The 25,529-nt window shown below is 50.8% G+C and carries 18 protein-coding genes; 13 read left to right on the top strand and 5 right to left on the bottom strand.

The genetic code is table 11. The features are described 5' to 3' along the window. Positions 1-583: 583 nt before the first annotated feature. Positions 584-1,537: an AraC family transcriptional regulator gene (locus MKX50_RS18225; RefSeq protein ID WP_213589752.1), complete on the bottom strand. Its 954-nt coding sequence runs from the start codon at positions 1,535-1,537 to the stop codon at positions 584-586. 194 nt (positions 1,538-1,731) lie between these two features. On the opposite strand from MKX50_RS18225, the gene MKX50_RS18220 reads away from it, so the two are divergent. From MKX50_RS18220 to MKX50_RS18185, 8 genes are all read left to right on the top strand, one after another. Then, complete coding sequence (locus tag MKX50_RS18220; RefSeq protein WP_213589754.1) at positions 1,732-3,870, top strand: glycoside hydrolase family 52 protein; 2,139 nt, start codon at positions 1,732-1,734, stop codon at positions 3,868-3,870. A gap of 88 nt (positions 3,871-3,958) precedes the next feature. Then, entirely contained in the window at positions 3,959-5,719 is a 1,761-nt protein-coding gene (locus MKX50_RS18215) for a histidine kinase (protein ID WP_339157532.1), read from the top strand. After that, on the top strand, positions 5,691-7,358 hold the full coding sequence (locus tag MKX50_RS18210) for a helix-turn-helix domain-containing protein (protein WP_339157531.1): 1,668 nt from the start codon (positions 5,691-5,693) through the stop codon (positions 7,356-7,358). The genes MKX50_RS18215 and MKX50_RS18210 overlap by 29 nt, the downstream gene beginning before the upstream one ends. Before the next feature lie 107 nt (positions 7,359-7,465). Next, entirely contained in the window at positions 7,466-9,124 is a 1,659-nt protein-coding gene (locus MKX50_RS18205) for an extracellular solute-binding protein (protein ID WP_339157530.1), read from the top strand. Positions 9,125-9,225: 101 nt separating this feature from the next. Next, complete coding sequence (locus tag MKX50_RS18200; RefSeq protein WP_055107198.1) at positions 9,226-10,125, top strand: ABC transporter permease subunit; 900 nt, start codon at positions 9,226-9,228, stop codon at positions 10,123-10,125. 12 nt (positions 10,126-10,137) lie between these two features. After that, positions 10,138-11,019, top strand: coding sequence for a carbohydrate ABC transporter permease (locus tag MKX50_RS18195; RefSeq protein WP_339157529.1), 882 nt, complete (start codon positions 10,138-10,140; stop codon positions 11,017-11,019). Positions 11,020-11,061: 42 nt separating this feature from the next. Next, positions 11,062-12,552: a glycoside hydrolase 43 family protein gene (locus MKX50_RS18190; RefSeq protein ID WP_339160178.1), complete on the top strand. Its 1,491-nt coding sequence runs from the start codon at positions 11,062-11,064 to the stop codon at positions 12,550-12,552. Positions 12,553-12,595: 43 nt separating this feature from the next. After that, positions 12,596-14,266 (top strand): hypothetical protein, encoded by a 1,671-nt coding sequence (locus tag MKX50_RS18185; RefSeq protein ID WP_339157528.1) that lies wholly within the window; start codon positions 12,596-12,598, stop codon positions 14,264-14,266. Positions 14,267-14,340: 74 nt separating this feature from the next. Here the strand turns inward: MKX50_RS18185 and MKX50_RS18180 are convergent, their stop codons facing one another. Both MKX50_RS18180 and MKX50_RS18175 read right to left on the bottom strand, forming a co-directional pair. Beyond that, the gene (locus tag MKX50_RS18180) at positions 14,341-15,153 is read right to left on the bottom strand and encodes an NPCBM/NEW2 domain-containing protein (RefSeq protein WP_339157527.1); all 813 of its coding nucleotides are present in this window, start codon (positions 15,151-15,153) and stop codon (positions 14,341-14,343) included. Between the two features lie 167 nt (positions 15,154-15,320). Beyond that, positions 15,321-16,292 (bottom strand): bile acid:sodium symporter family protein, encoded by a 972-nt coding sequence (locus MKX50_RS18175; RefSeq protein ID WP_339157526.1) that lies wholly within the window; start codon positions 16,290-16,292, stop codon positions 15,321-15,323. 297 nt (positions 16,293-16,589) lie between these two features. On the opposite strand from MKX50_RS18175, the gene MKX50_RS18170 reads away from it, so the two are divergent. Further along, positions 16,590-18,386: a phosphatase PAP2 family protein gene (locus tag MKX50_RS18170; protein WP_339157525.1), complete on the top strand. Its 1,797-nt coding sequence runs from the start codon at positions 16,590-16,592 to the stop codon at positions 18,384-18,386. Between the two features lie 131 nt (positions 18,387-18,517). Here MKX50_RS18170 and MKX50_RS18165 read toward each other — a convergent pair whose 3' ends face one another. After that, on the bottom strand, positions 18,518-19,678 hold the full coding sequence (locus tag MKX50_RS18165; protein ID WP_055107203.1) for a serine hydrolase domain-containing protein: 1,161 nt from the start codon (positions 19,676-19,678) through the stop codon (positions 18,518-18,520). Positions 19,679-20,019: 341 nt separating this feature from the next. Between MKX50_RS18165 and MKX50_RS18160 the strand changes: the two genes are divergently transcribed. After that, on the top strand, positions 20,020-21,207 hold the full coding sequence (locus MKX50_RS18160) for an MFS transporter (protein WP_339157524.1): 1,188 nt from the start codon (positions 20,020-20,022) through the stop codon (positions 21,205-21,207). 89 nt (positions 21,208-21,296) lie between these two features. On the opposite strand, the gene MKX50_RS18155 is transcribed toward MKX50_RS18160, so the two are convergent. Further along, the gene (locus tag MKX50_RS18155) at positions 21,297-21,920 is read right to left on the bottom strand and encodes an acetate uptake transporter (protein WP_339157523.1); all 624 of its coding nucleotides are present in this window, start codon (positions 21,918-21,920) and stop codon (positions 21,297-21,299) included. 251 nt (positions 21,921-22,171) lie between these two features. Between MKX50_RS18155 and sigK the strand changes: the two genes are divergently transcribed. The 3 genes from sigK (at position 22,172) to MKX50_RS18140 (ending at position 25,526) form a co-directional block, all read left to right on the top strand. Then, the gene (sigK, locus tag MKX50_RS18150; protein ID WP_055107206.1) at positions 22,172-22,867 is read left to right on the top strand and encodes an RNA polymerase sporulation sigma factor SigK; all 696 of its coding nucleotides are present in this window, start codon (positions 22,172-22,174) and stop codon (positions 22,865-22,867) included. A gap of 499 nt (positions 22,868-23,366) precedes the next feature. Continuing rightward, positions 23,367-24,335, top strand: coding sequence for a LacI family DNA-binding transcriptional regulator (locus MKX50_RS18145; protein ID WP_283925416.1), 969 nt, complete (start codon positions 23,367-23,369; stop codon positions 24,333-24,335). 240 nt (positions 24,336-24,575) lie between these two features. Continuing rightward, a complete protein-coding gene (locus MKX50_RS18140) occupies positions 24,576-25,526 on the top strand; it encodes an ABC transporter permease subunit (protein WP_283925415.1) in 951 nt (316 codons plus the stop codon). The last annotated feature ends 3 nt before the right edge of the window (positions 25,527-25,529 follow it).

The following is a 25,529-nucleotide window of genomic DNA, read 5'->3' as shown; positions in this document are numbered from 1 at the left end:
TAGATACATGAAATCCATCTAATCCCCGTAGGCATTCGTTTAGAGCATCATTAGATACATGAAATCCATTTATGGTATGACCTGTACGACGGGTTAGTATATCCAACAGTTTATATCAGGGGACTTAAAGAAACGGGTGCAGGATTCTGGAGAAACAGAGAGCTTTTTGAAAGAAGGGGGGCCTCAGCCATCTATGACCACTTTCGGGACAGCACCTTGCTTTCTTCCTGCCCCTCTCCAGGAAAAGAATAACGAATCGCAGGGAGTTAACGTCCGCCTTTAGGAGCATTTGTTACATCAAATTCTAATCCAAAAACAAATGGCGGATAGCAGCGCCCGTAGATCGTTATTATTTTCCCCTAATTAGAGGTTGTCAAAAAGTCAATCTTTGATCACGAAGTAAAACAGGGAGTGTACTCGACATCGAATCTTGAATTCAGCCGAGACTTCCGGTGCTCACGTAGGTTTCTCCAAGCATATGCTTTCGGAGTCGTTTTCTTCGAAAACGTGCAGCTCCGCTCCTCAGCCTCTAGCTTCATCCAACCTTCTCGGTGCTGAAAGACTTACTTTTTGAACACTTATTTTATATAAACGGATTATCGCGATAATGCTGCTCGGCATCAATCTCCCGGCGGTCGGGATGGTTGAGCTTGCGATAGCCCTGCGGAGAAAGGCCGGTCCAGCGTTTAAACTGCTTGCTGAAATGAGAGGCGTCCCGGTAGCCGAGGCGCAGGGCGATTACCTCTACGGACAGGCTGTAATTCAGCAGCAGCAGCTTGGCCTGGCGGATAATCAGCCCCGACAGATACTGGCGCGGCGATTTGCCGTAGACCTGCCGGAACACGCGGTTGCAGTGGGCGGGGCTGTACCCCAGCTTAGCGGCTATGTCCTCGATGCCGACTCTCCCTTCACCGCCAGCTGCTGAAGCGTAGACAAGCTCCTCAAGGTGCTTTTCAATGGCATTGGCGAGCAGAATCGCGTTCTCAGGCGGGCTTGGCTCGTACGCCGGCGGGTTATCGGACAGCTCCGATAATGCCCAGCCGCTAAGAGCGGTGAGCAGCCGAAGCGAGGCGCGGAGCGCATTTAGGCGCTGGCGATGCGTATCCGGTTCACCGGAAATCGTAGAACGGATGAAATCGTCCAGCGCCTGCCGAACATCCGCTATTTCTGCGGTATCTCCCGTAAGAATGACCGAATCGGCCATCATGAGGGAGCGTCTTAGGGATGAATCATCGATATCAAAATTAAGAGCGTAATACGTCATTCCCTCCGGCCCGCCGGAGCCTTGGCTGGAATGCTCCACGCCGGGCCGGATAAACAGGATGTCCCCGGTATGCTGCAGGAAGGGGCGGCCGGCAACAGTCATATGCTGCTCGCCTTCCAGCACGATGTTGATTTCAAACGCGCGGTGCTGATGAACAGGATAACGCCAGGCGGCGTTGACCTTGCGCCAGTGGGTGGCATAAATGCGGAAGGCGGCCTGAATATCCGGAGACATGATGCTGTCCATGGTGTTAGGTGTGCCGGTATAATCCATCGCGATCGGAACCTCATCTACTGTAAATTGGTAGCTTTATTATATCATACAGCACTAGGGCAATCTGGACGGCGGGCGTCCGTTTTGCCCATTTTGTCGTAAGGTTTGACCCTGTTCCTCCTCGAATGTAAGCCTTACCATAGATTTTAACCCTATGGATTTTAGGAGAATTGCATTAAAGGAGTGTCCGAGGCATGACGCCGAAAAACCAGTTTTTTAACGCCCATCACTCCCCGATCGGGGCATTTGCCAGTTTTACCTTAGGTTTTCCCGAGGCAGGCGGGGGATTCGATTTGGAGCTGGGCCAGTCGCCTATGCAAAATGTATATATCGGCCTTGAACGGGAGGATGGCAGCGGATACGATTCACTGCCGTTCCATGAAATGACGGGAGAGGATGACCGCAAGCGCTATGACGTAGAGAAGGAAGACGATCCTGCTGTTAAAAAGAAGCGGAGAATCATCCATCATTTTCCCCGGGAAGAGATCAAGCGGGATTTCCGGCTGGCGACCGACAGCTGGAGCGCAGGCGGCCTGACCTTCCGCATCATTTCGCAGGTGCGCTCCGTTCCCGATCCGAAGACCGCTTCCGAGCAGGAATTGAAGGATGTGCTTGTCCCCGCGGTTCTGATAGAGATGGAAGTGGATAATACGGGATGCAGCCGGTCAAGACGAGCCTTTTTTGGCTTTCGCAAGAACGACCCTGCAGGCTCCATGCGCAGACTGGACGATGTGTCGGATCGGCTATCCGGAATCGGACAGGGCCGATTCATCGCGATTGCAGCCAAGCGCGGGACGGCGCAGTCCGGGCTCTACTTCAATATAGAGGAAATTCTCAGACCGGCACATGAAGAGAACTGGGGTTTCGGGCTCGGTTCGTCCGGGGCGATGCTGATGGATGTTCCGGCCGGGACGAAACAGACCTATCGTTTTGCCGTATGCTTCCACCGCGCAGGATATGTAACTACCGGAATCGATGCGAGCTATTACTATAACCGCTTCTTCCCGAATATCGAGTCGGTCGCTGAATATGCCTTATTCAGGTTTGATGCTCTGAAGGAGGAGGCAGAACGGGCGAATGATTTAATCGATAAATCCCCTTTGAACGAGGATCAGGCTTTCATGCTGGCCCATGCCATTCGCAGTTATTACGGCTCCACACAGCTGCTGGATTATAACGGCGAGCCCTTCTGGGTGGTTAATGAAGGCGAATACCGGATGATGAACACCTTCGATCTGACGGTGGATCAGCTGTATTATGAGCTGCGGATGAACCCGTGGACAGTGCGCAATGAGCTGGACATGTTCGTGAAGCGCTACAGCTATGAGGATACAGTTACGTTCCCGGGGGATCGCACCGAGTATCCGGGAGGCATCAGCTTTACGCACGACATGGGAGTCAACAATTCCTTATCCCGTCCCGGCCATTCCTCCTATGAAATATACGGCCTGGACGGCTGCTTCTCGCATATGACCCATGAGCAGCTGGTAAACTGGATACTTTGCGCGGCGGCGTATTACGACAAGACGAAGGACTCCGCCTGGATAATGCATAATATCGGCATGATGGCACGGTGTCTCGACAGTATGCTGAACCGGGATCATCCCGATCCGTCCCAGAGAAACGGTATCATGGGTCTGGACAGCACCCGCACGAAGGGCGGCGCGGAAATTACCACGTACGACAGCCTGGATGTCTCCCTTGGCCAAGCGCGCAACAATATTTATTTGGCGGGCAAATGCTGGGCGGCTTATGTGGCGATGGAGAAGCTGTTTGCCGAGTTTGGGATGGCTGAGAAGGCTCAGACCGCAGGGGAACAGGCTGTCAAATGCGCAGCAACGCTTGTGTCCAGCGTTACTGAGCAAGGCTATATTCCCGCCGTCATCGGGGAAGGCAATGATTCTAAAATCATACCAGCCATTGAAGGGCTGATATTCCCGTATGTGACGGGCTGCCGTGATGCATTGGAGCGCACCGGCCGCTTCGGAGCATATATCGGGGTGCTGGATCGTCACCTGCGCAGCGTGCTGCAGGACGGCATCTGCCTGTTCGAAGACGGGGGCTGGAAGCTGTCCTCGACGAGCAACAACAGCTGGCTCAGCAAAATCTACCTCTGCCAGTTCATCGCCCGGCAAATACTCGGGTTAACCTGGGATGAACAGGGCCGCCATGCCGACAGGGCCCATGTGGAATGGCTGACGCATCCGGAGCTTTCGGTCTGGAGCTGGAGCGATCAGATCATCTCAGGGCAAATCACGGGCAGCAAATATTATCCTCGGGGCGTAACAGCCATATTGTGGCTGGAAGAGGATGCGGCGGAGAAGCAGGCGTAACGATTGCCGTTACAAGTTCATCGGCCTTCAGTAGGGAACACTGCCCTACAGCGAAGGCTCTTTTCTATTCTAGTGAGGGAGGGAGAACATGAACCTGAATCATCCATGGAAAAAAAACGTGCTCAACAGACTGATCCTCTCGTTTATTTGCATTCTTCTTCCTCTCTATATCCTCAGCATGATCATTTATAACTGGGGAGTCCGCACCTTGGAGGACGAAATCTCCAAATCGATGATTTCACAGGTATCGCAATATTACAGCGGCCTGGAGGAGGAGTTCAAACGAATTCAAACGCTGCAGTATGATGTCTTGAGCGATGATAATTTGAACGCGCTGGGCGCGATCCCGGAATCGATGAATGATATCGAAAAAATGCAGAGCATTCTGCGCTTGCAGCAGCGGCTTAACGCCATACGGAACAGCAGCGCTTATATCGTCGATGTGTATGCCCATATTCCGGCGATCCAAAAAAACGTATCCGCTCTAACGATCTCCTCTTTTAATTCGGAGGAATATGACGATTTCAAGAATATTCCGCTATCTCTGGATTCGAAGCTGATCAATATGAATGGCAAAACCTATTTGAGCGCCTCTTATCCTTTTGTGACGCCGGAGAGCAAGAAGTGGCCGCTCTTTATCGTGGTCATCGAAATTTCCAAAGACAAGCTCAAGGAAAATATGAAGAAGATGGTCAACTCCCCGGGGGAGGGGCTGGTATTTAAAAGCTCGCAGTTTGAGATTACGACCAGTCATGACGCTCATTTCGATCTTGCGGCTGCTGCGCAAATGTTAAGCGATGTCGACCCCAATACGGCGCAGACCGTGACGATTACGAACAAGCAGTATTTGGCCGTGTACAGCTACTCGCATTTCTTTGGGGCGGTGCTCAGCAAATACGTTCCGGTCCATGCCGTATTCCAGCCGCTCGAGAAGTACCGAAGCTGGTTCGTGCTGCTGCTGCTCGTATCTTTTGCCATCATCGTCGTGTATTCCCTTTATGTCTATAAGTATATTCACAAGCCGCTGTACAAGCTGGTCAAGGCTTTCCGCAAAGTCGAGCACGGCGATTTCAACGAGCAGATCGACCATGATTTCAATGATGAGTTCCAGTATATTTATACGCGTTTTAACGCCATGCTGGAAAACCTGAAGTCCTTGATCGATCAGGTGTACAAGCAGCAACTATTAACGCATAAGGCCGAGCTGAAGCAGCTGCAGTCCCAGATCAACCCGCATTTTCTGTACAACAGCTTCTTCATTCTTAATACGATGACGCGCTTGGGCGATTATGACAATCTCGAGCGGTTCACGAATCAGCTTGGGGAGTATTTCCAATTCATTACGCGGGGCGATTCCGACGAGGTGCTGCTGGGGAGGGAAATCAATCATGCCAAGGTGTACTCCGAAATCCAGGCGATGCGATTCGCGAAGCGCAACCGGATCGAGTTCGGCGAATTGCCGGAAAATGTGGGCCATATTATGGTGCCAAGACTGATTGTGCAGCCGATTATTGAGAACGCCTTCAAATACGGGCTGGAGAAAAAAAGCGCCAACGGCATTTTAAGTGTCCATTTTGCCCGAACGGAAAACGAGCTGCTATTGATCGTAGAGGATAACGGCGAGGAGCTGACGGATGAGCAGATCCGTGCTCTGAACGAGAGCCTGTCGCGTCCGGATGAGGCGGAGACGACGGGGCTGCTCAATATACACCAGAGAATTCGCCTGAAGTTTGGACAGAACAGCGGATTATATGTGGAGCGAAGCGAGTTGGGCGGATTAAAAGCGACGATTCGGATCGTCATTTCGGATGGAGGAATATATGATGTACAGACTTTTGGTCGTCGATGACGAAATGATTATAGCGGACGGGTTGTATGAGGTGTTGTCGAATCTGCCCCAGCTGGAGCTGGATGTTTACAAGGCCTATTCCGGTGATGAGGCGGTGCGGCTGTTCGACCGGACGCGCTTCGATATCGTGCTTACGGATATCCGGATGCCCGGCCTGAGCGGACTTGAGCTGCTGGACAAAATCAGGGAGAGATGGCCTAGCTGCAGGGTCATTTTTCTGACGGGACATAATGAATTCTCCTATATTTACTCGGCCTTCCAGTATGAGGGCGTGAGCTATTTATTAAAGACCGAAGGGTATGAAAAAGTGATTCAAATGGTCGAGCAGGCGGCTATGGATATCGAGACGGAGCTGAAGGCGGAGGCGTTGCTCCAGAAGGCGCAGGAGCAGCTTGACGCGACAAGGGAATTGCTGCAAAAAGACTACGTCAAAGGAATTTTAAACGAGCAGCTCGGCGTGCAGGAGATCCATCAGAAGCAGTTCGATGAACTGGCGATTCCCCTGCGCGCGGACCGTCCTGTGCTCATTATGCTGGGCAGGGTCAACAGCTTCGCCGGCGGGCTAAGCTATGCGACGAAATCCAGGCAGCTCTATAGGATCAGGCTTATTGCCAGTCAATATTTGTCCGCTCGCGTCTCGTTCGTTGACGTCGTCAATGAGAGCATGGACCCGGTTTGGCTGATTCAGCCGCTGCAGGAAAGCAGCAAAGCCGAGAGCTGGGAGCGGGCCATAACGTTCATGAAGGGAAATCTGGAGCTGATTCAGTCGGCGTGCCGCGAGTCCCTCGGCGAAGTGCTGTCGTTCGTGCTCGATGATAGCCCGGTGATGTGGAAGGAGGCGGCGGAGCGCTTCTCCACGCTGAACATGCTGATGAATTACCGGATCGGGCAGGGCTGCGGCATGCTGCTTCTCGATAAGCAAATGATCGAGCAGAAGCTTCAGCCGCCAGGGGAGGAACAGCGCGGGAAGCCGCTTCTGCGCCATGCCAAGCCGGCCGTGCTTGCTGATCAATTGGAGTATGGACAGCGGGCCGAATTCAGAGCTATTCTGCTCGATTGCGCGGCAGCGCTGGCCGGCATCGACAGCATGCATCATGTCCCGGCCCAGGAGCTGTATTACTCCATCGGGCTGGTATTCCTGTCTTACATGAATCGCTGGAACCTGGTCGAGACGGCAGCGACCCGGGTCGGCCTGCACAAGCTGATGCAGCCGGGGGAGCATGAGTCCTGGCAGCAAGCATTCGACTATTTGCTCCATGTCGGGGACATGCTGTTCAACCTTCAGAGTCAGGAGGAGGAGAGGCGGGCAAGGGACGTTATCACCGTTATTCAGAAGCATGTCCAGGACCATCTGCATGATCCCGACGAGATATCGCTGGTCCGGCTGGCAGAGCTGGTCTTTTTTAACCCGTCTTACCTATCCCGGCTGTTCAAGCAGGTGACCGGCACGAATTTATCCGAATACATCTCGGCGTGCCGAATGACGAGGGCCAAGCGGCTGCTGGAAAATCCGGACGTAAAGATCCAGGATGTGGCGGAGCTTGTCGGATACGGAACGGCCACGAACTTCACGCGCTCCTTCCGCAAGGCGACCCATATGACGCCCCAGGAATATCGGGCTACCATATTCAACAGGTAAACAGCTGATTCAAATGTCAAGAGATGAATATTGAATGAGAGCGGTTTCAAATCTAACATTAAACCTATAAGGGCCCTATACCACTTACAGCTTTCAGGGAGGTTCATATGAAAAAGAGAAGAACAATGAAGAAATCGGCAATTGTATGCTTGGCAGGTTTCATGCTGCTCACAGCCTGCGGAGGCGCAAAGGAAGCGAATTCGCCCGCAGCTGCTCCGGATCCGGCCAAGACAGATGTGGATTTGATGGCGAAGTATGATCCGCCCGTGGACATTACGGCATGGCGTTATACAGAATCAACTTACAAATACGAAAACAACGATACGATCGAGGACAATATTTATACCCGCACTTATTTAAGCGATCTCGGCATCAATTTGAAGTATGTCTGGACGGTTCCTGTAGAGCAGTTCGATCAGAAAATGAACGTGTCGATCGCCTCCGGGGACTTGCCCGATATTATGTGGCTGAAGAACAAGCAGCTGACCGATCTGGCGGAGAACGACATGCTGTACGATTTGACGGACTTGTTCGAGAAATACGCATCGCCAATTACGAAGGAAATCATGCTGCAGGATGAGGCCAGCTTCAACACGGCGAAGATCGGCGGCAGATTAATGGCGATTCCGCATACGTCCTCTGCGGTCGACGGGCTGCCGATATTGTATGTCCGGACGGACTGGCTGGAGAAGCTCGGACTGCCGGAGCCGCAAACGATGCAGGATGTGCTCGCTATTGCGGAAGCGTTTACAAAAAATGACCCGGACGGCAACGGCAAAGACGATACATTCGGCCTGGCCTTTACCAAAACATTTTTGACGGATGCTCATTTCGGTACGTCGGGATATTTCTCTGGTTATCATGTGAATCCGGGCAAATGGGTGAAGGACGAATCAGGCCAACTCGTATATGGAAGCATTCAGCCCGGCGTGAAGGATGCACTGAAGCAGCTTCAGGAGCTGTACGCCCAGGGCATGCTGGATCGAGAGTTCGGCGTGAAGGATCGGGCGAAGGTGACCGAATCGGTGGCCAGCGGCAAGGTAGGCATGTTCTACGGTTCCATGTCTGCTCCGCTGTCCATTATCCAGCAGAATGTCGACAATGATCCGAAGGCTGAGTGGAAGGCATTGCCGCTTGTATCCGTGGATGACAAGAAGGCAACCCCGATCGGCAAAATGCCGATTACGAGATATTACGGGGTGAGCAAGGACAGCAAGCATCCGGAAGCGATTATCAAGCTGCTGAACTTCAGCATGCAGGGTTATGATCCGGAAGTCGCTCAAGAGAACAGTAAATTCGGGATTACCGATACGAACATTCCGGTCTATCTGTACAGTTTGATCAGTGCCGACCCGGCCAAGAAAAACCTGAACGCGCACTTGAATACGATGCAGGCTCTGGAAACGAATGACCCATCCCAGCTGTCTGTTGAGGAAAAGGGCTACTATGACAGAATCGTCGACTACCGGGGCGGCAACAGAGCAAACTGGGGAACAGAACGCGTATTCGGTTCGCCAAGCAGCTTCGACGTAATCGATCATTATGTTCAGGAGGATAACTACATTTTCGATGCCTTCTACGGGGCGCCAACGCCGACAATGGTGGAGAAGCTCGCTACCCTGGAGAAGATGGAGGAAGAGGTATTCACGAAAATCATCATGGGACAGTCGCTGGATAACTTCGACAAGTTCGTAGAGGACTGGAAGAAGCTTGGCGGAGAGCAAATTACGAAGGAAGTCAACGAATGGGCTGAGAAGAACAAATAAAAGTTTGGCTCGGATTGGATAAGAGGACGATGAAAAGGGAAGAAGGGGGCAACTCTAATTTCCCTTTTTATTGTCAGCATGGCATGAATGGAGGGGCCGCAATGGGAATGAAGAAGAAACTGCAGGAAATTCCTCTGCATCTGATGATTTTACCCGGCATTATTTTAACAGTTATTTTTAGCTATGTCCCGATTATGGGGACGGTGATCGCTTTTCAGAAGTTCGTTCCCTCCAAGGGGATTTTCAATTCCAAATGGATCGGGTTCGACAATTTCCGCTATATGCTGGACATGCCGAACTTCACGAGCGTACTATGGAACACCATCTTTATCGCCGTATTGAAAATTATCGCGGGACTGATCGTCCCGATTATATTTGCGCTGCTGCTCAATGAGCTGGCGGGAGCCTTTTTTAAACGCACGATTCAAACGATTATTTATTTTCCTTACTTCTTGTCCTGGGTTATCCTGGGCGGGATTCTGATCGACATATTGTCTCCTTCGAGCGGGATCGTAAATCAATTTCTGGGCGTATTCGGCATCAAGCCGATCTTTTTCCTGGGGGATGATAAGTGGTTCCCTTATACGCTCGTCTTGACAGACACCTGGAAAACCTTCGGTTACGGCACGATCGTATATTTGGCCGCCTTGACGGGGATCGATCAGAGCCTGTATGAAGCGGCCACCATGGACGGCGCGAACCGCTGGAAGCAGACGATTCACATTACGCTGCCCGGCATGCTGCCGATCATTACCCTGATGACCGTGCTCAGCTTGGGGAATGTGCTTAATGCGGGATTTGAGCAGGTGTTCAACCTGTACAGCCCTATGGTCTACAGCACAGGGGATATCATTGATACGCTAGTGTACCGGATCGGTCTCGTGGACGCGCAATACGGCGTGGCGACGGCGGTTGGCTTGTTCAAATCGCTGATCTCCTTCGTCTTGATCGTCCTGTCCAACAAGCTGGCCAACAAATACGCCGGATACAGGGTTTTCTAGGAGGGAGAAGGCATGCACAAAATATCAATCAGCCGAAAAATATTTCTGACGTTCAACTACATTCTGCTAACCGTTACGGCCATTGTATGCATTCTGCCGTTAATCAACGTGCTCGCCATTTCCTTCAGCTCCAGCAGCGCGGCTGCTGCCGGGTATGTTAAGCTCTGGCCCGTTGATTTTACGGTCGCCTCATATAAATACGCGCTGACCAAAAATGAATTTTTGACCGGATTTTTCGTTTCGGGCAAACGAGTGCTGCTCGGCTACATCGTCAACATGCTTATTACCATTTCGATCGCCTATCCGCTATCGAAAGAGAAAAAGGCGCTCGGGATGCGGAACGTGTATGCCTGGTTCTTCATCATTACGATGCTGTTCCACGGCGGGCTGATTCCGACCTATATGACGATCAAGTCCTTGGGGCTGCTGGATACGATCTGGGCGCTTGTACTGCCTGGCGCCGTACCCGTATTTAATGTCATTCTGCTGATGAATTTCTTCCGCAACCTGCCCAAAGAAATCGAGGAAGCGGCTTATATTGACGGGGCCGGCCATTGGCGCGTACTGTGGAGCATCTATTGTCCGCTTTCGAAGCCAGCCTTGGCGACGATATCGCTGTTTGTTCTCGTGGGGCACTGGAACTCCTGGTTTGACGGCTTGATCTACATGAACTCGCCTGCCAACTATCCGCTGCAGAGCTATCTGCAGACGATCATCATCGAGGCCGATCCGAGCATCGTCAGCTCCAATGAGCTGCTGGATATGTCGGAGATTTCAAACCGGACGTTTAAATCGGCTCAGGTATTCTTGGCCGCCTTCCCGGTACTGATCATTTATCCGTTCCTGCAGAAATATTTCATGAAGGGGCTCGTGTTTGGAAGTGTGAAGGGATAAGGATAAGCTTTTTTAGAATAGAGGAGTGGAAAAAGGGTGGATATGAACCGAACGATGACAATGCCTGCGTGGGGGGATCTTGGCAACGGCTATTATCGCAATCCTGTGCTGAACGCGGATTTCTCCGATCCGGACGCCATCCGCGTAGGCGATGATTTCTATATGGTGTGCTCGGATTTTCATTTCATGGGCATGCCGGTGCTGCATTCAAAGGATTTGGTCAACTGGTCGATCATCGGCAAAGTATATGAACGGCTGGATATCGATCCGGCGTATGACGACATGCGGGCTTATGCCAAAGGCAGCTGGGCGCCTGCGCTCCGCTATCACAATGGGCTGTTCTACGTGTATTTCTGCACGCCGGATGAAGGGCTGTACATGAGCACGGCTCAGGATCCGGCCGGTCCCTGGAGTCCGCTTCATGAAGTGAAGCGCGTTGCCGGCTGGGAGGACCCCTGCCCATTCTGGGATGACAACGGCCATGCCTATCTGGGTCACAGCACCGTTGGCGCCGGCCCGATTATTATTCATCGCATGAGCGCGGACGGCAGGACGCTGCTGGATGACGGCGTCATCGTCTATGTAGGAAAAATTGCCGAAGGAACGAAAATATACAAGAGAAACGGATATTATTATTTGGTTATTCCCGAGGGCGGCGTAGAGACGGGCTGGCAAACTGTGCTTCGCGCCAGGGATATTTATGGCCCGTATGAACGCCGGGTCGTCCTGCAGAAGGGAGCGACCGATATCAATGGCCCGCACCAGGGAGCATTGGTGGAGCTGGACAGCGGGGAGACGTGGTTCATGCATTTCCAGAGCGCGGGTGCGATCGGAAGGGTGTGTCACCTGCAGCCAGTGGAGTGGGTGGACGATTGGCCCGTCATTGGCGCGGCTGGAGAGCCCGTGGCCGTGTATGCGAAGCCGTCTGTCGCCGGGCGTCACACGGTCCGGCTGCCGCAGACCTCGGATACGTTTGAGGGGCCGGAGCTCGGACTGCAGTGGCAGTGGAACCATAATCCGGTCAATGACGGCTGGTCTTTGCGCGAAAGGCCGGGATATTTGCGGCTGAAGGCAATGCCGGCGCCGGAGCTTCTGCAGGCGAAAAACACTTTGACCCAGAAGCTGATCGGAAGCAAAGGCATCGTATGTACCGAGCTCAGCGTCCTGCATATGAATCCAGGACAGCGGGCGGGCTTGGCCTTCCTCTGCGCCCGGGAAGAGAACTGGATCGGTGTTGTGACAGAGGAAGGCGGCAATTATCTTCAAGCCGTTACAGGCGGAACGGTATTTCACGGTCCGAAGCTTGCCGGCGAAACGGTCTGGCTGAAGAGTCGTATCGATTTATCGGGCGAGACCAGTTTCTTCTTCAGCCTGGATGGAATAACGTTCATCCCGCTAGGCGGCGAGTGCCGCATGAGCGCAGGCTTCTGGAAGGGAGCGAGAGTCGGGCTGTTTAGTTATACGATCGGTGAGAAAGGCGGCAGAGCCGATTTTCAAGGCTTTCGCTACGAGCATGATGGACCGTGGGCGTAAGCGGTGAAAGAAGAGCATCGATGATTACATTGTAAAGAGGCTGATGAGATTGAATGAGAGCTTATTGACAAAGCTGCGGGGTCTGGACACGGTAGCGCGGATTGGGGAGGAAAAGCAAAGTTCTCACGGGTCAGTAGTTGAGGAATGGCAGCGCTCAGGCGTTAAGTTTGCATCCTCGGCGGAACGGTTCGAAGGCGTCTATTACTCTGCAGCCCGCAAGCTGCTGGATTGCATCGTTGCGTCCCGCGGGGGTGCTCACGTCCTGCATGAAGGCGGAGCTTATCCAGGCACCTGGCTGGAGAGCACGGGGACGATCAATGCCGAGCTGCTGTCACGATTCATACCCGGCGTGGCGGAGGCTACGTTCCGCCTGTTCGCCGATTATCAAAGGGACGACGGCCAGATGCCCTATAAAGTAACGGCACAGGGGCCGGCCTACAGGCAAATCCAGATGGTAACTCCGCTGGCCAGAAGTGTATGGAATCACTATATGCTGAACGTAAGCGGTACAAGTGATCAGGTCTTCCTGAGGGAAATGTACACCGCCATGGCCCGGTTTGACGAATGGCTCGCCCGGTATCGGAACACTCGGGGCACCGGCTGCGTAGAAGCATTCTGCACATTCGATACCGGCCATGATCTATCGCCGCGCTTTTGGCATGTTCCTGATACCGCCCATTTGGACGATGCCCGGCAGTATAACCCGGATTCGCCCATACTTCCATTTCTGGCGCCTGATTTGACAGCTAACGTATATTGCCAGCGCCAATATTTGGCCAGGATGGCGCGGCAATTGGGAGCAGAGGCGGAAGGAGCCGGATGGGAGTTGAAGGCCAAGCAGAGCGAGCAGAGCTTGTTCAGGCACTGCTTCGACGAAACCGACGAGTTCTTCTATGATGTGGATCGGAACGGGGAGTTCGTCCGCGTCCAATCCGATGTATTGCTGAGGGTATTAGCCTGTGAGACAGGGGACCGTGCATTATTCGACAAGGCGCTGAGACGTTACTTGCTGAATACGGGCAAGTTTTTTGCTAAATATCCTTTAACCTCAGTAGCGATGGATGATCCGCGCTTTGATCCGTCCTCGGCGTATAATAGCTGGGCTGGGCCCACGAATTTCTTGACTTTGATTCGAACGCCGCATGCTTTTGAGCATCACGGTCGATACGTGGAGTTGACCTGGGTGATGCAGCCGATATTAAGTGCGATGTCCCGTATGACCCGTTTTTCGCAAACATTAAGCCCATGGACGGGAGAAGAAGGATACACGGATACCTATTCACCATCGCTTTTATGCGTCCTGGATTTCGTAGAGCGGATGTGCGGGATTATGCCTACGCCTGAAGGAGAGGTGTGGTTTACAGGGCTGCTGCCGTATCCGATGGATCATGGAGAAGAGGTGGCCGGGGAAACAGCGTATTCCCGATTAGTCGACGGCGTGCTGTATGAATTGGTGAATACCCGAGCGGGCGCCACAGTTCACCGGAACGGCGAGGTCTATATGCGTTTTCCTTACGGCACAAGGGCAGTAACGGACCGCTATGGACAACTGCGGGAAATGGTCGGGATGACGTATGCGCCGGTACAAGGCGAGATAGAGTTCGATGGCCGGATTTATACGCTTGAAATTAAAGGGAATGAACGAAAGACCTGGACAGGGGATACATTTGTAACCTGTGCAGACATCGGTACGGTAGTGCCTGCATATTGCTAGTGTAAGATTTGAAAAGGGAAACAAATAAAAGGGGCCTTGCCGCGGATGCGGCAAGGCCCTTATGAATAAGAGAACTACTTCTTAAACCCGGCGTTAACGATTCCGAAGTAGAGCTTATCTTTGTAATCCATGTCGGAGTCGGTGTTGGTAATGACGATTTTTAGTTTACTGATATTTGAGACGTTAACATCGAAATCAATCGGAAGCACGCCCTTCTCCAGTTTGTCGGAAGTATAGAGGAGTTGATCGTCTCCGTAAACTTTAAGCGTAGCGTGAGCCTCCTCCGAGGAACGGCTGTCATAGTGGAGGACAAAGCTGCCGCTAAAAGATTTGTATTTCTGGTTCAGCAGGTATTCTCTCTCCATAGCCAGACCATGCGTAGCACCCGTACCGGAGCCGACAAGCTCGAATTTCAGGCCGTCATTATAATTCATTCCGGTATTATCCTTGTCGTTTTCCAGGCTCCAGGCTATTACTTTGCTGCTGCTGTGGCTCTGCCAATCTAAATGTCCCCATTTGATACTTTGACTTTCGCTAAGAAAGTCGAGTGAAGACAAGGAAACATCGTGATCGGTTGCATTGACTTTGCCTATATAAATGCTGTTGCCTAGAGCATCCCATGTTACTTTGCTGTTGAAGGCTTCCCCTACTGCCCGGACGGGAAGATACGTGGTTCCTTCATAAACGAGCGGTTCGATTTTGTTGCCTTTGGCATCAGTTGATTGGACGAGCCTGCCGTCGACGTAAATTTTCGTACCGTTAAAGAAGGCGGTAATTTGCTTTTGAAGCGGGGCCGCCCATGCAGAGGTAGCTGTCGTCAGTACGGCAGCAGCCACGAAGCCTGTACTAAAGATAGCGATTTTTTGTTTGAAGTTTTGTTTGTTCATGCTGTTATCCCTCTTTCTTTAAATGTAGGATGATCATCCCTACTTTGTATATCGGAAAAGAGAATTTGTTTTTTTAATGGAGTCGGATAACTTTTACCCAGGAAGTGAATGGGCTGGGAGCTTGTAATAAATGGCCTGCTATTTCAACGATGAGTATGATAAACGGCTTAAAGTCCCACAGCATTTTTCGATTGCCCCTTATCTGCCGGAGCACTGCGGCCCAGCAAATAACCGACAAGGGAGGCGATCATTTGCTGGAATACCATACCGAGGACGACCGGTACGGCAACAGGAGCGGGAAAATAAGTAACGGCCAGCACCGCCCCCGCGCTGATGTTACGCATGCCGCCATTGAAAATAAGCGCAATTCTATCGGCATAATTCCAGCCCATGAGCCTGGAGAAGGCCAGGCCGAGCAAGTAGCCCGTAGAAGCAATGATCACGATGACGACGGCCAGACCTGCCAATTGCAGGCTGAAATCCGTCAGATAGGGGGCAACGACCGAGCCGTTAATGGCCACGATGGCGGCCATCGAGAGCTTAGAAAACGGGTTGAGCCGCGGGCCCCACACGGGAGCGATACCTCCTTTACTCCATTCATTCAAAATCATGCCGATCAGGGAGGGCACGACGATCATCCAGAACAGGCTGCTCATCATGTCGTACACATCTAATTGCACGTCGGTGCCGACAAGCAAGGATAGAATGCCGGGAACAAGGAAGGGAGCCAGCATCGTGTCAATCAGAATAATCGATAGCGTCAGGGCGATGTTACCTTTGTACATGCTGACCCATACAAAGGTGCTGACCCCCGTCGGGATGCTGGCAGCGAGGATTAGCCCGGTGATCATATACATATCTCCCGGATAGACAAGATGGCCGAAGCCCATCGCAATCAGAGGCATCGCCAGATGCAGGATGAACAGGCAGATGAACAGGGGCAAGGGCCTCTTGAGCACATTCACAAAATCTTTAAAACCGAGGCTGATGCTTCCGGCAAAGGTCATGAATGCGAACAGCCATGGGGACAAATAAGTAAATGAAGACAGGCGGCTGCCGCAAAGGAGACCAATGACGATGCTCACCGGAGTAATTATAGGCATCAAGCGGTTCAGCAGGCGGTTCATGGATTGCAGCATGGTTGATTACGTCCTTTTCATTAGCTAGTAGAGTGGAATGTTTTGTTTAAGACGGGAGCTGCTAAATCAGGTGATGCAGCAGGCCCACCTTTTATATTAAAGGAAAGAAGAGGATGTTTAAACAGGGATGCTGTATGGATTTCGGAATGAGCTGGTTGCCTGATTGCCTGTTATGTCATGTCCAGAAATTTAATAATTCAATAACATGTCCCGGACTCTACCATGACAATCGTAAGTTACGGTTGATATGTACATATTTTTGTATAAATCTGAATTCATGCCAGCAGGAGGAGAATTATGTTTAAGTTGAAGCCGTCGAACAAAAAACGAATCGTTGTATCCTTAGCGGTATGTTTGCTGTCAGGGAGCCTTGGCGGAGGAGCAGGGGCAAGCGCCGTGGCAATCCCCGAATCGGTAGCTCCGCCGAAGCCGTCATGGGGTTACTTTGTGGACCATTACAAAAATAATGATAAAGATCATTTATCGGCCGTCTTCAATCCCGCGATTGGAGTTCTATCGGAATATCACAAGCTCTGGACTCCCGGGGACAGCTGGGATACGGGAAGCAAATTGAACAATGCGCTGCTGGACGCCAATATCCAGAAGGTCGTCGAAATCACTGCCAACCGGACGGTTGAAGAGGCGGAAGCCGCCTATTACGATGACCGCCGCAAGCAAAGCTACAGCGTCATTGAAGGATTAGGCCCCCTTACCGATATCTACCGCGTCAAAGCAGGAGCTAGGACGACGATCAAAAGCATTCCGGCCGACGCTACCCGTAAAAAATATGACGATGAGGGGACGAATTCGGGCATTCCCGAATCATCGCTTGGCAGTATTGTCAGCTTAGTCGATACGCTGCGCGGCAGCTATTCTTCGACGAATCCTGCGAAGAGCTATTACAACTATGCCCGCCCTTTCCGCTGGAATGACCATGTAGCTGTCCTGCCAACTCTTGTTCCAGCTCAAAACCCCGATCCAAGCAATGACGGCGGCTATCCCAGCGGTCACACGAATGCGGCATATTTGACGGCCTACGCGATGGCTTATGCCATCCCGGAGCGTTACCAAGAGCTGCTCACCCGCGCGTCGGAGCTTGGGCATAATCGGATTGTGGCAGGCATGCACTCGCCATTTGACGTCATGGGAGGGCGGGTCATGGCGACAGCGCTAGCTGCGGCAATCCTGAATGATCCGGCCAACAGCAGCCTGAAGAAGGCGGCCTACGAGGAGGCGCACAATATATTGCTCGCTCATACGGGGGCAGCGGCAGATCGTTTCAGCGATTATGCTGCGAACAAGCAGAACTTTACGAAGCGGTTGACTTATGATTTTCCACAGGCAGGGCCAACAGGCAAGCCGGCTGTCGTGCCGAAAGGAGCGGAGGTGCTGTTGGAGACGCGATTGCCATACCTGGACGATACGCAGCGCCGCTGGGTGCTGGCTACAACGGCTCTCCCTTCTGGATATCCCGTGCTGGATGATGAGGAAGGCTGGGGGCGTCTCAATCTCTTTGCAGCAGCGGATGGATATGGCGCATTTGCAGGTGACGTTACGGCAACAATGGATTCTACACAAGGCGGCTTTCATGCAGAGGACCGCTGGCGTAATGACATCTCCGGCACAGGCAGGCTGATCAAGAAAGGGACAGGCACATTAAAACTGGAAGGCAGCAATATGTATTCCGGGGGAACGCGGATCGACGGAGGGACGCTTGTTGGCGAATCGGAAACGGCGTTCGGCCTCGGAGACGTATCCAATCAGGGAGGCACTCTCGTGGTTGCCAATGCTTCCGGCAAGCTGACGATCGGAGGAAGCTTCAAGCAGTCTGAGCAAGGAACGCTGGAGCTTCGCCTTGACGGCCCAAATGATGGGCTGCGGATTAAGGGAAGCGCGTCGTACGCAGGAAAGCTGCGGGTAAATTTTGCGAAGGGTTACGTGCCTACGGGCGTCATCACGATTATTACGGACGGCAGTCCGGATAAAAATGGAGAGTTTGCATCGGTAGAGACCGCCGGATTGCCGAGCGGTTATAAAGTTCAGACGATCTACAACGGTTATAGCGTTCAGTTGAAGGTGCATGCGGGCAAGTAGCTTTTGATGCCTTCTAGGCATCGTCCAAACGAAACTGGAAAAAGCCAATCTACGGTCTTATCAACCCCGTAGATTGGCTTTATGCATTTAAAATAATCTATCATTACGCTCTATTCTGCTGCTGTATTGGGTTACAAGCTGCCATAAGCTGCTGCACGGACGCGAAGATGGTGATACTCCTCCATGTTAGGGAATAATTGATGCATGTACACGACCGAGAAACCTTCGCTTGGATCGATAGAAGTCCAGGTGCCCGCTGCGCCGGTCCAGCCGAATTCACCGATGGAGCTGTTGGAGTGGCCGGCCGCCGGATCCATCATCGTTCTGACGCCAAGCCCATAGCCGTAACCAGCAAGGTAGGAATTGTGGAAGTCGGCCAACTGTCTATCATTTAAATGATTAGTCCGCATTAGATCGATCGTCTTCCGGCCGATGATTCGCTCACCCTTCCAAACTCCGCCGTTGGCCAGCATTTGCGTGAAGGCCAGATAATCCTTCAAGTTGGAGTATAGTCCGACACCGCCGCCCTCATAAATAGAGTCTGCCTGATGATGCTCATCAAGCCAGCCGGGAACCTCCTGCAGAGATCCATCTGCGGCAGGGCTATAACAGGAAGCCATCCGCTCCTCGATATTATCGCGATAACGGTATCCTGTGCTGGTCATTCCCAGCGGGCTGAACAGCTCCTCCTGCAAAAACTGGCCCAGCGATTTGCCGGAAATGACCTCGATCAAAGCGCCGACCAAGTCGTGCCCGTACCCGTAAAGCCACTGCGTGCCCGGTTCAAAGGCCAGCGGAACCTGAGCTGCGGCTTTGGCTTCGGTGAGCAGGCTGTATTTTCCATGCTCCTCCTTTAGCTTCTGCTGCAGATCTCTTAGCTGCCGGGCCGATTCGGATTCCCCGAAGGGGTAAGGAATTCCTGCGGTCATGCAGAACGCGTCTTTGATAAGAATCGGGTTTTTGGCGGCTTCCATATAGATTTCGCCGTTCGGTTTGGTCTTGACGACCTGCGGATTTTTAAATTCGGGAATGTATTCATGCAGCGGCTCATTCAGGAGAAAATGTCCTCTTTCGAAGAGCATCATGGCTGCGGTACATACGACGACTTTTGTCATAGAGAACAACCGGAACACCGTTTCGTCAGATATCGGGATTTCCTTGCTTACATTGGCATAACCGTGATAGCCTTCATACAAAATTTCCCCATGTCTTGCTACAGCGCAGGCACAGCCAGCAAGATTCTTCTTCGTAAAGCCGTCCAGCATTGCGTCCAGATGCCGAAAATCTCCCATACCAGATCCCCCATTTCATTGATTTTAATGATCGTATCCGTATAAAAGTTCATATATCCGTGAATAAAATCATCATACTGCAAACAGGGCTTTTGGGGCAAACTCCCATTTTTTGAATTGTAAAATTTAAGATCTGTATCAGTAGATTATTCCACTTTCATTCGCGGCAGCGGCATATGTGCTGATTTATTCAAATATGCAGCGCAAACTGGACAAAGATGTCTTGAAGGCGGTATGCAACTGTGTTATATCATAGTCACGGGCTTAAGTCCGAATAATTATGACTATTACAATTAAGGCATGTATAGCATCATGAAGCGGAGAGATCAATTTTGACAACCATGAACAAAAGAGCTGCAGCACGACAAGACAGACAGATGCTGATCCTTCGTGGAATAAACTTCTGGCAGTACGCTATTTTAGCGGTGCTCGCGCCATTTTTGCCGTTGTATTTTGCGAACTTGGGGTATTCGTCCTCGCAAGTCGGTTTTCTGATGATGATTGGCCCGTTTGTAGCAAGCATGATTCAGCCGTTCTGGGGGTATGTGAGCGACCGGCTGCAGACGGTAAAAATGATGATTTTTTGGCTGTGGATGTTGGCGATTGTTAGCAGTGTCGCATTGTTCAACTCTGGGGAGAGCTATGTACTGACGCTATGTTTCGTGTTATCGTTGTACTTCTTCTATCAGCCGACGATGCCGTTGCTGGACAGCATTTCCGTCCAATCGGCAGCGCGCAGAGGGAAATCCTACGGTTCGCTGCGATTGTTCGGCTCTTTGGGCTATACCGTAGTATCCCTGTTGGGAGGGCTGCTGCTGGCTGTTTTGGGCGGGATTACCGGTCTGCCGTATTTGCTGTGGGCCGCTTGGGTCGTGCCGTTACTGCTGCTGATCTTCCTGCGCGACGAGCCTGCTGAAGGAGAAGGCATGACTCTGACCACCTTAAAAGAACTGTTTACGAACAAATCATTCCTGTGGTTTCTGTTTCTGGTATTCGTCATTTCAGTTCCTCATCGGATGAATGATGTGATGCTGGGCCTGTACATGAAGGAGCTGGGCGCCACCGATGCCATGGTCGGATGGGCCTGGGCTCTGGCCGCTGCCATGGAAATTCCCGTCTTCGCTTTGCTCGGGAGGTATCTAAACCGGATCCATGAATACGTGTTGATCGGCATCGTCGGCCTGTTATACACGATTCGCTGGTTCATGTATTATGTGTCGGATGATCCGTGGGTTCTATTGGCGCTGCAAGCAGGGGCTGCTATCACCTTTGCCGTGTTTTGGATCGTGGCTATGCATTATGTCGCACGGATTCTTCCTCCCCAGCTAGGGGCTACGGGCTTTTCATTGCTGAGCATGGTGTACCTTGGCCTGGCCGGCATGACGGGCGGAGTCGTGGGCGGGAGACTATCTGACCTGTACGGGGGATCAAGCATGTATTTATTTGCAAGCATTGCTTCCCTTGTCGGAGGAGTCCTGTTTCTGGCGACGGAAGCAATGTCCCGCCGACGTGCCTGGAAAGCCCGGTAATAAAGTCACACCATATGAAAAAGCCGCCTATCGCGTATCGGAGCGCGAAGGGCGGCTTTGTTTTTGTAGTTAGCAAAGTTAGCAGCGGGTCAGGTCCGGGGTTTGAAGATGCCAAACGGGCGCCCTACGGGCAGAAATACCCGGCCGAAATGCACATTCAGCACCGCCGCTCCGGCACCATACAGCGAGAGCAGGGCAATACCCATTTCCGCGTAAGCAGCCAGGGTGTGGAACACTTCCGGGGCAATGCCAAATGCATCCATAGCTAGACCTAGAAAAAGAAGATCAATCAGGACAAATATGAAGAAGAGCACTTTATGTGTCTCCATAGCACCGATGGTCATAAATATAGTAAAGATGAGATATCCGGCAAATGCAAAGCCAAGCTGCCTGCCGTCTATGCCAGCAGCCAGCTCCGGCCCGAATGCGCCGAGCTTGATCAGCCAGCTGACGCCCATGGAGAACCAGAAGAAGGCATAGGCGCCAAAGGCGGTCATCCCAAAGGTGTTGTTATGCTTCGCATCCTGGATGCAGGCGAACAACTGGGCGAACGCCCCGAGAAATATCGCCCACGGAAGGACATAACTTAAGCCGTCTGTCAGTCCCAGCTTTTGCGAGGAAGCGACCAGAGTGACGATAGCCAGTCCAAACAGGCCGATTCCGCTGGGATCAGCCGTGATGATTTTGACATGAGTAGAATTTGCAGTTTGCATAGTTTCGTAAAAGCCTCCACAAGATGATATATTGCTTCATTCCTCCGATAGCGGAATGCATGCTGGATTATCCATTATATCCGATTTGGTCTGGCTCTGCAGCGATGTTTTCCACATCAAGAAAGAGAATCGAAGATTCCCGCGTACATGCACATCTAGGCCAGCGCCTACATACAATGTAGAACTGAACTTCATTGTGAGCTGGAGCGGGGCGTTCCCCTTCGGCCAATCGACGTGGGGGTGCTTTGTTCATGGAATTGTTTTCTGCGATTGCCTTGTTCGTGAAGCAGTTGACTTTGCTTGTGTCTTATGTGAAAAACAATGCGTTTCCCCAGCCATTGACGGAGGAGGAGGAAGCGAAGCATCTTCAGCTCATGGCTGAAGGAGATGCTGTATCCCGAAATATGCTGATTGAGCATAACCTGCGGCTGGTGGCTCATATCGTCAAGAAATTCGATAATACCGGCGAGGATCTGGAGGATCTGATCTCGATCGGGACGATCGGGCTGATTAAAGCCATCGAGAGCTTCCGGCCGAACAAAGGGACCAAACTGGCGACGTTTGCGGCGCGCTGTATTGAGAACGAAATACTGATGCATCTCCGGTCACTGAAGAAGACGCGTAAAGATGTGTCGCTGCACGATCCGATTGGAACGGATAAAGAGGGTAATGAAATCACGCTTATAGATATTCTTGGGACGGAAGCCGACGATGTGGTGGACCGGGTTCAGCTGAAGATGGAGAAGAGCAAAATCTACCAAAACCTCGATATTCTCGAAGCAAGGGAGCAGGAGGTTATTAAGGGTCGCTTTGGTCTCGAGCATGGGGGCGAGGAACGGACACAACGTGAAATCGCCAAGGAGCTGGGGATTAGCCGGAGCTATGTGTCGCGGATTGAGAAAAGGGCGCTGATGAAGCTGTATCATGAGTTTTATAAGAAGAAATAAGGTTCATTTTGCAGGCTGCTCAGTTTAATCGCTAGCAGTCTGTTTCAAGATTATACATCTAGATACAAATAACATTCCTCGTGCATATAACTTGACGTAACCCTGTTCGGTACCGCCGAGCTATGTGGCTGGAGAGAGAACAAGAGGTTATTCAGTCCAGCCGTGAAAGGTTTATCCAAAGAAGCCATTCCTTTGTCAGGAGTGGCTTTTGTTATATGCTGATGTATATTTTGCTGTCAAACAGTACTTTGTACTTTACATTACAGTGAACTGTAAACACAAGGGATTGTGCTAGATTATCGTGTGGGATCGGAATGCCACTTGATAACAGATGAATGTGATTTCGTTCCCGTAATTCGCTGGCCGTTAAAATAACAATTTAAAGGTGAAAGTGTGAGTGTTAAGAAAAATATAAAACTTGAAACGTTTCCAAAAAAGTATTGAAACGTTTCCAACTTGATGTTATTATATGGTTCATAAGAGAGTCCGGGGGGGTAATATGGCAAGTATTAAAGATGTAGCTAACTTGGCTGGTGTTGCTGTGGGGACCGTTTCCCGAGTCATTAACAACTCTGGCGCTGTAAAACCTAATACACGCAGAAAAGTAGAGGAAGCTATACGAGAACTGAATTATATTCCAAATGAAGTAGCGCGAAATTTCAAAATGCAGAAATCCAAGATGGTAGCTCTATTGCTCCCAAGTATCTGGAATCCTTTCTTCTCTGAACTGGCTTATTATATTGAGGATGAGTTGGACCTCGAAGGCTTCAAGCTCATGCTGTGTAACAGCGGTGGCAAGCCTGAGAAGGAATTGTATTATCTGGATATGCTCAGGCAGAACAAAGTGGCGGGTATTGTAGGCATTACTTACAATGATATTGAAAGTAATGTTAGCCATGATATTCCTATTGTAAGCATCGACAGACACTTTGATAAAAAAATCACTTGCGTCACTTCGGACAATTATGAGGGGGGACGCATAGCTTTAAGGGAGCTTGTTAAGGCAGGTGCCCGGAAACCGGCTTTTATTGGGAGTGTCACTTCCGTTTTCAGTGAAACGATGAATCGAAAAAAAGGGTTCATTCATGAAGCGGAAACGTTGGGAATCGAAGTTGTGGTCTATGAAAAACCGGATCCCATTGTCGATGAAAATGCCTTTTTTAACGAATTTTTTAATGAATATGGCGATGTGGATGGCGTTTTCGCTATTACGGATATGTTAGCCGCCAGCTATATAGAAAGAGCACGAAGACAGGGCATTCGTGTTCCAGAGGATGTAAAGGTTATCGGTTATGACGGCATTCAAAATCATCCCTATTTTCATCCTATCCTATCAACGATCAGGCAGCCGGTGGAAGAAATGGCCCGTATGACGATCAGGCTTCTTTACAATAAGATCGAAGGTAAACCTCTAGATAAGCAGGTGTACCGTATTCCTGTCATTTATAAGCCAGGCGAAACTACATGATCCCTTTTAGGAGAAAAACATCAGTTTATCCGGTATGGATAAATGAACTGAAGTTTTTCTATTCCAAAATTGGAAACGTTTCAAGTGAATAACCTATTCCAATTTATATAGATATTTGACGAAGATATCAATTTATTATGGTTGATTCATTATATAAATTTAAACGGGGGCGTTTTGCTCCACCTAAATTGGAAACGTTTCAAAATTGCTGATTAATTTACATTGAAAGGGAGTATAAGAGTGAACTCAAGAACTAGCGGATTGGATCATTCCATAATCAAACCGAACCGCAAAAGATGGAGAAGGGTAAAACGGGACTATGAACTGTATCTGTTTTTGTTGCCCATCATTATTCTTTATCTCGTCTTCAAATATTATCCGATGTACGGCGTGCAGATCGCTTTTAAGGATTTCACCCCAAGTAAGGGGATCTGGGGAAGTGAATGGGTAGGGTTTCAACACTTTATCGATTTTTTTAATTCCTATAACTTCTGGACAATCATCACGAATACGCTCTCTCTCAGTTTTCTTTCATTGTTATTTAGCTTTCCAGCTCCAATCATTATCGCAATCATGCTGAATCAGATGCTCGGTAAGAGATACAAGAAATTTGTGCAGACGGTGATCTATGCCCCCCATTTTATTTCTACCGTCGTACTGGTCGGTATGCTTAATGTTTTTTTATCTCCAAATAGCGGAATTGTGAATCACATGATCACCTGGTTCGGTGGAGAGCCTATTCTCTTTATGGCGAACGAGGGCTGGTTCCGGCCATTGTATATACTATCAGGTTTATGGCAGGAAACCGGATTCTCAACCATTATTTACCTTGCTGCTCTTGCAGGAGTCAATCCTGAGCTCCATGAAGCTGCAATAATGGATGGGGCAAGCAAATGGAAGCGTGTATGGAATGTGGATATTCCAAGTATTTTGCCAACGATCGTCATTCTGCTGATTCTAGCACTCGGCAACGTGATGAGCATCGGCTTTGAAAAGGCATTTCTTATGCAGAGCGATTTGAATTATGCTGCCTCCAATATAATCCCTACCTACGTGTATGAAATGGGGATTCAGAAGGCTCAATACAGCTTTTCTACGGCAGTTGGCCTGTTTAATTCTGTCGTCAATATTATCCTGATTGTCACCGTTAACTGGATTGCTAAAAAGATGACAGAAACTAGTCTGTGGTAGGAG

The organism is Paenibacillus sp. FSL W8-0186 (assembly GCF_037969765.1).
In the GTDB taxonomy this organism is placed as follows: domain Bacteria; phylum Bacillota; class Bacilli; order Paenibacillales; family Paenibacillaceae; genus Fontibacillus; species Fontibacillus woosongensis.
The sequence above is the reverse complement of the archived record's forward strand: the minus strand, read 5'-3'. Positions and strand labels throughout refer to the sequence as shown.

What these genes read in the sequence shown, in the direction of transcription:
- sigK (WP_055107206.1), top strand. Translation starts at nt 22,172, where the DNA reads ATGGAATTGTTTTCTGCGATTGCCTTGTTCGTGAAGCAGTTGACTTTG.
- MKX50_RS18195 (WP_339157529.1), top strand. Translation starts at nt 10,138, where the DNA reads ATGCACAAAATATCAATCAGCCGAAAAATATTTCTGACGTTCAACTAC.
- MKX50_RS18190 (WP_339160178.1), top strand. Translation starts at nt 11,062, where the DNA reads ATGAACCGAACGATGACAATGCCTGCGTGGGGGGATCTTGGCAACGGC.
- MKX50_RS18200 (WP_055107198.1), top strand. Translation starts at nt 9,226, where the DNA reads ATGGGAATGAAGAAGAAACTGCAGGAAATTCCTCTGCATCTGATGATT.
- MKX50_RS18145 (WP_283925416.1), top strand. Translation starts at nt 23,367, where the DNA reads ATGGCAAGTATTAAAGATGTAGCTAACTTGGCTGGTGTTGCTGTGGGG.
- MKX50_RS18180 (WP_339157527.1), bottom strand. Translation starts at nt 15,153, where the DNA reads ATGAACAAACAAAACTTCAAACAAAAAATCGCTATCTTTAGTACAGGC.
- MKX50_RS18210 (WP_339157531.1), top strand. Translation starts at nt 5,691, where the DNA reads ATGATGTACAGACTTTTGGTCGTCGATGACGAAATGATTATAGCGGAC.
- MKX50_RS18225 (WP_213589752.1), bottom strand. Translation starts at nt 1,537, where the DNA reads ATGGATTATACCGGCACACCTAACACCATGGACAGCATCATGTCTCCG.
- MKX50_RS18220 (WP_213589754.1), top strand. Translation starts at nt 1,732, where the DNA reads ATGACGCCGAAAAACCAGTTTTTTAACGCCCATCACTCCCCGATCGGG.
- MKX50_RS18170 (WP_339157525.1), top strand. Translation starts at nt 16,590, where the DNA reads ATGTTTAAGTTGAAGCCGTCGAACAAAAAACGAATCGTTGTATCCTTA.
- MKX50_RS18185 (WP_339157528.1), top strand. Translation starts at nt 12,596, where the DNA reads ATGAGATTGAATGAGAGCTTATTGACAAAGCTGCGGGGTCTGGACACG.
- MKX50_RS18205 (WP_339157530.1), top strand. Translation starts at nt 7,466, where the DNA reads ATGAAAAAGAGAAGAACAATGAAGAAATCGGCAATTGTATGCTTGGCA.
- MKX50_RS18175 (WP_339157526.1), bottom strand. Translation starts at nt 16,292, where the DNA reads ATGCTGCAATCCATGAACCGCCTGCTGAACCGCTTGATGCCTATAATT.
- MKX50_RS18165 (WP_055107203.1), bottom strand. Translation starts at nt 19,678, where the DNA reads ATGGGAGATTTTCGGCATCTGGACGCAATGCTGGACGGCTTTACGAAG.
- MKX50_RS18215 (WP_339157532.1), top strand. Translation starts at nt 3,959, where the DNA reads ATGAACCTGAATCATCCATGGAAAAAAAACGTGCTCAACAGACTGATC.
- MKX50_RS18155 (WP_339157523.1), bottom strand. Translation starts at nt 21,920, where the DNA reads ATGCAAACTGCAAATTCTACTCATGTCAAAATCATCACGGCTGATCCC.
- MKX50_RS18160 (WP_339157524.1), top strand. Translation starts at nt 20,020, where the DNA reads ATGAACAAAAGAGCTGCAGCACGACAAGACAGACAGATGCTGATCCTT.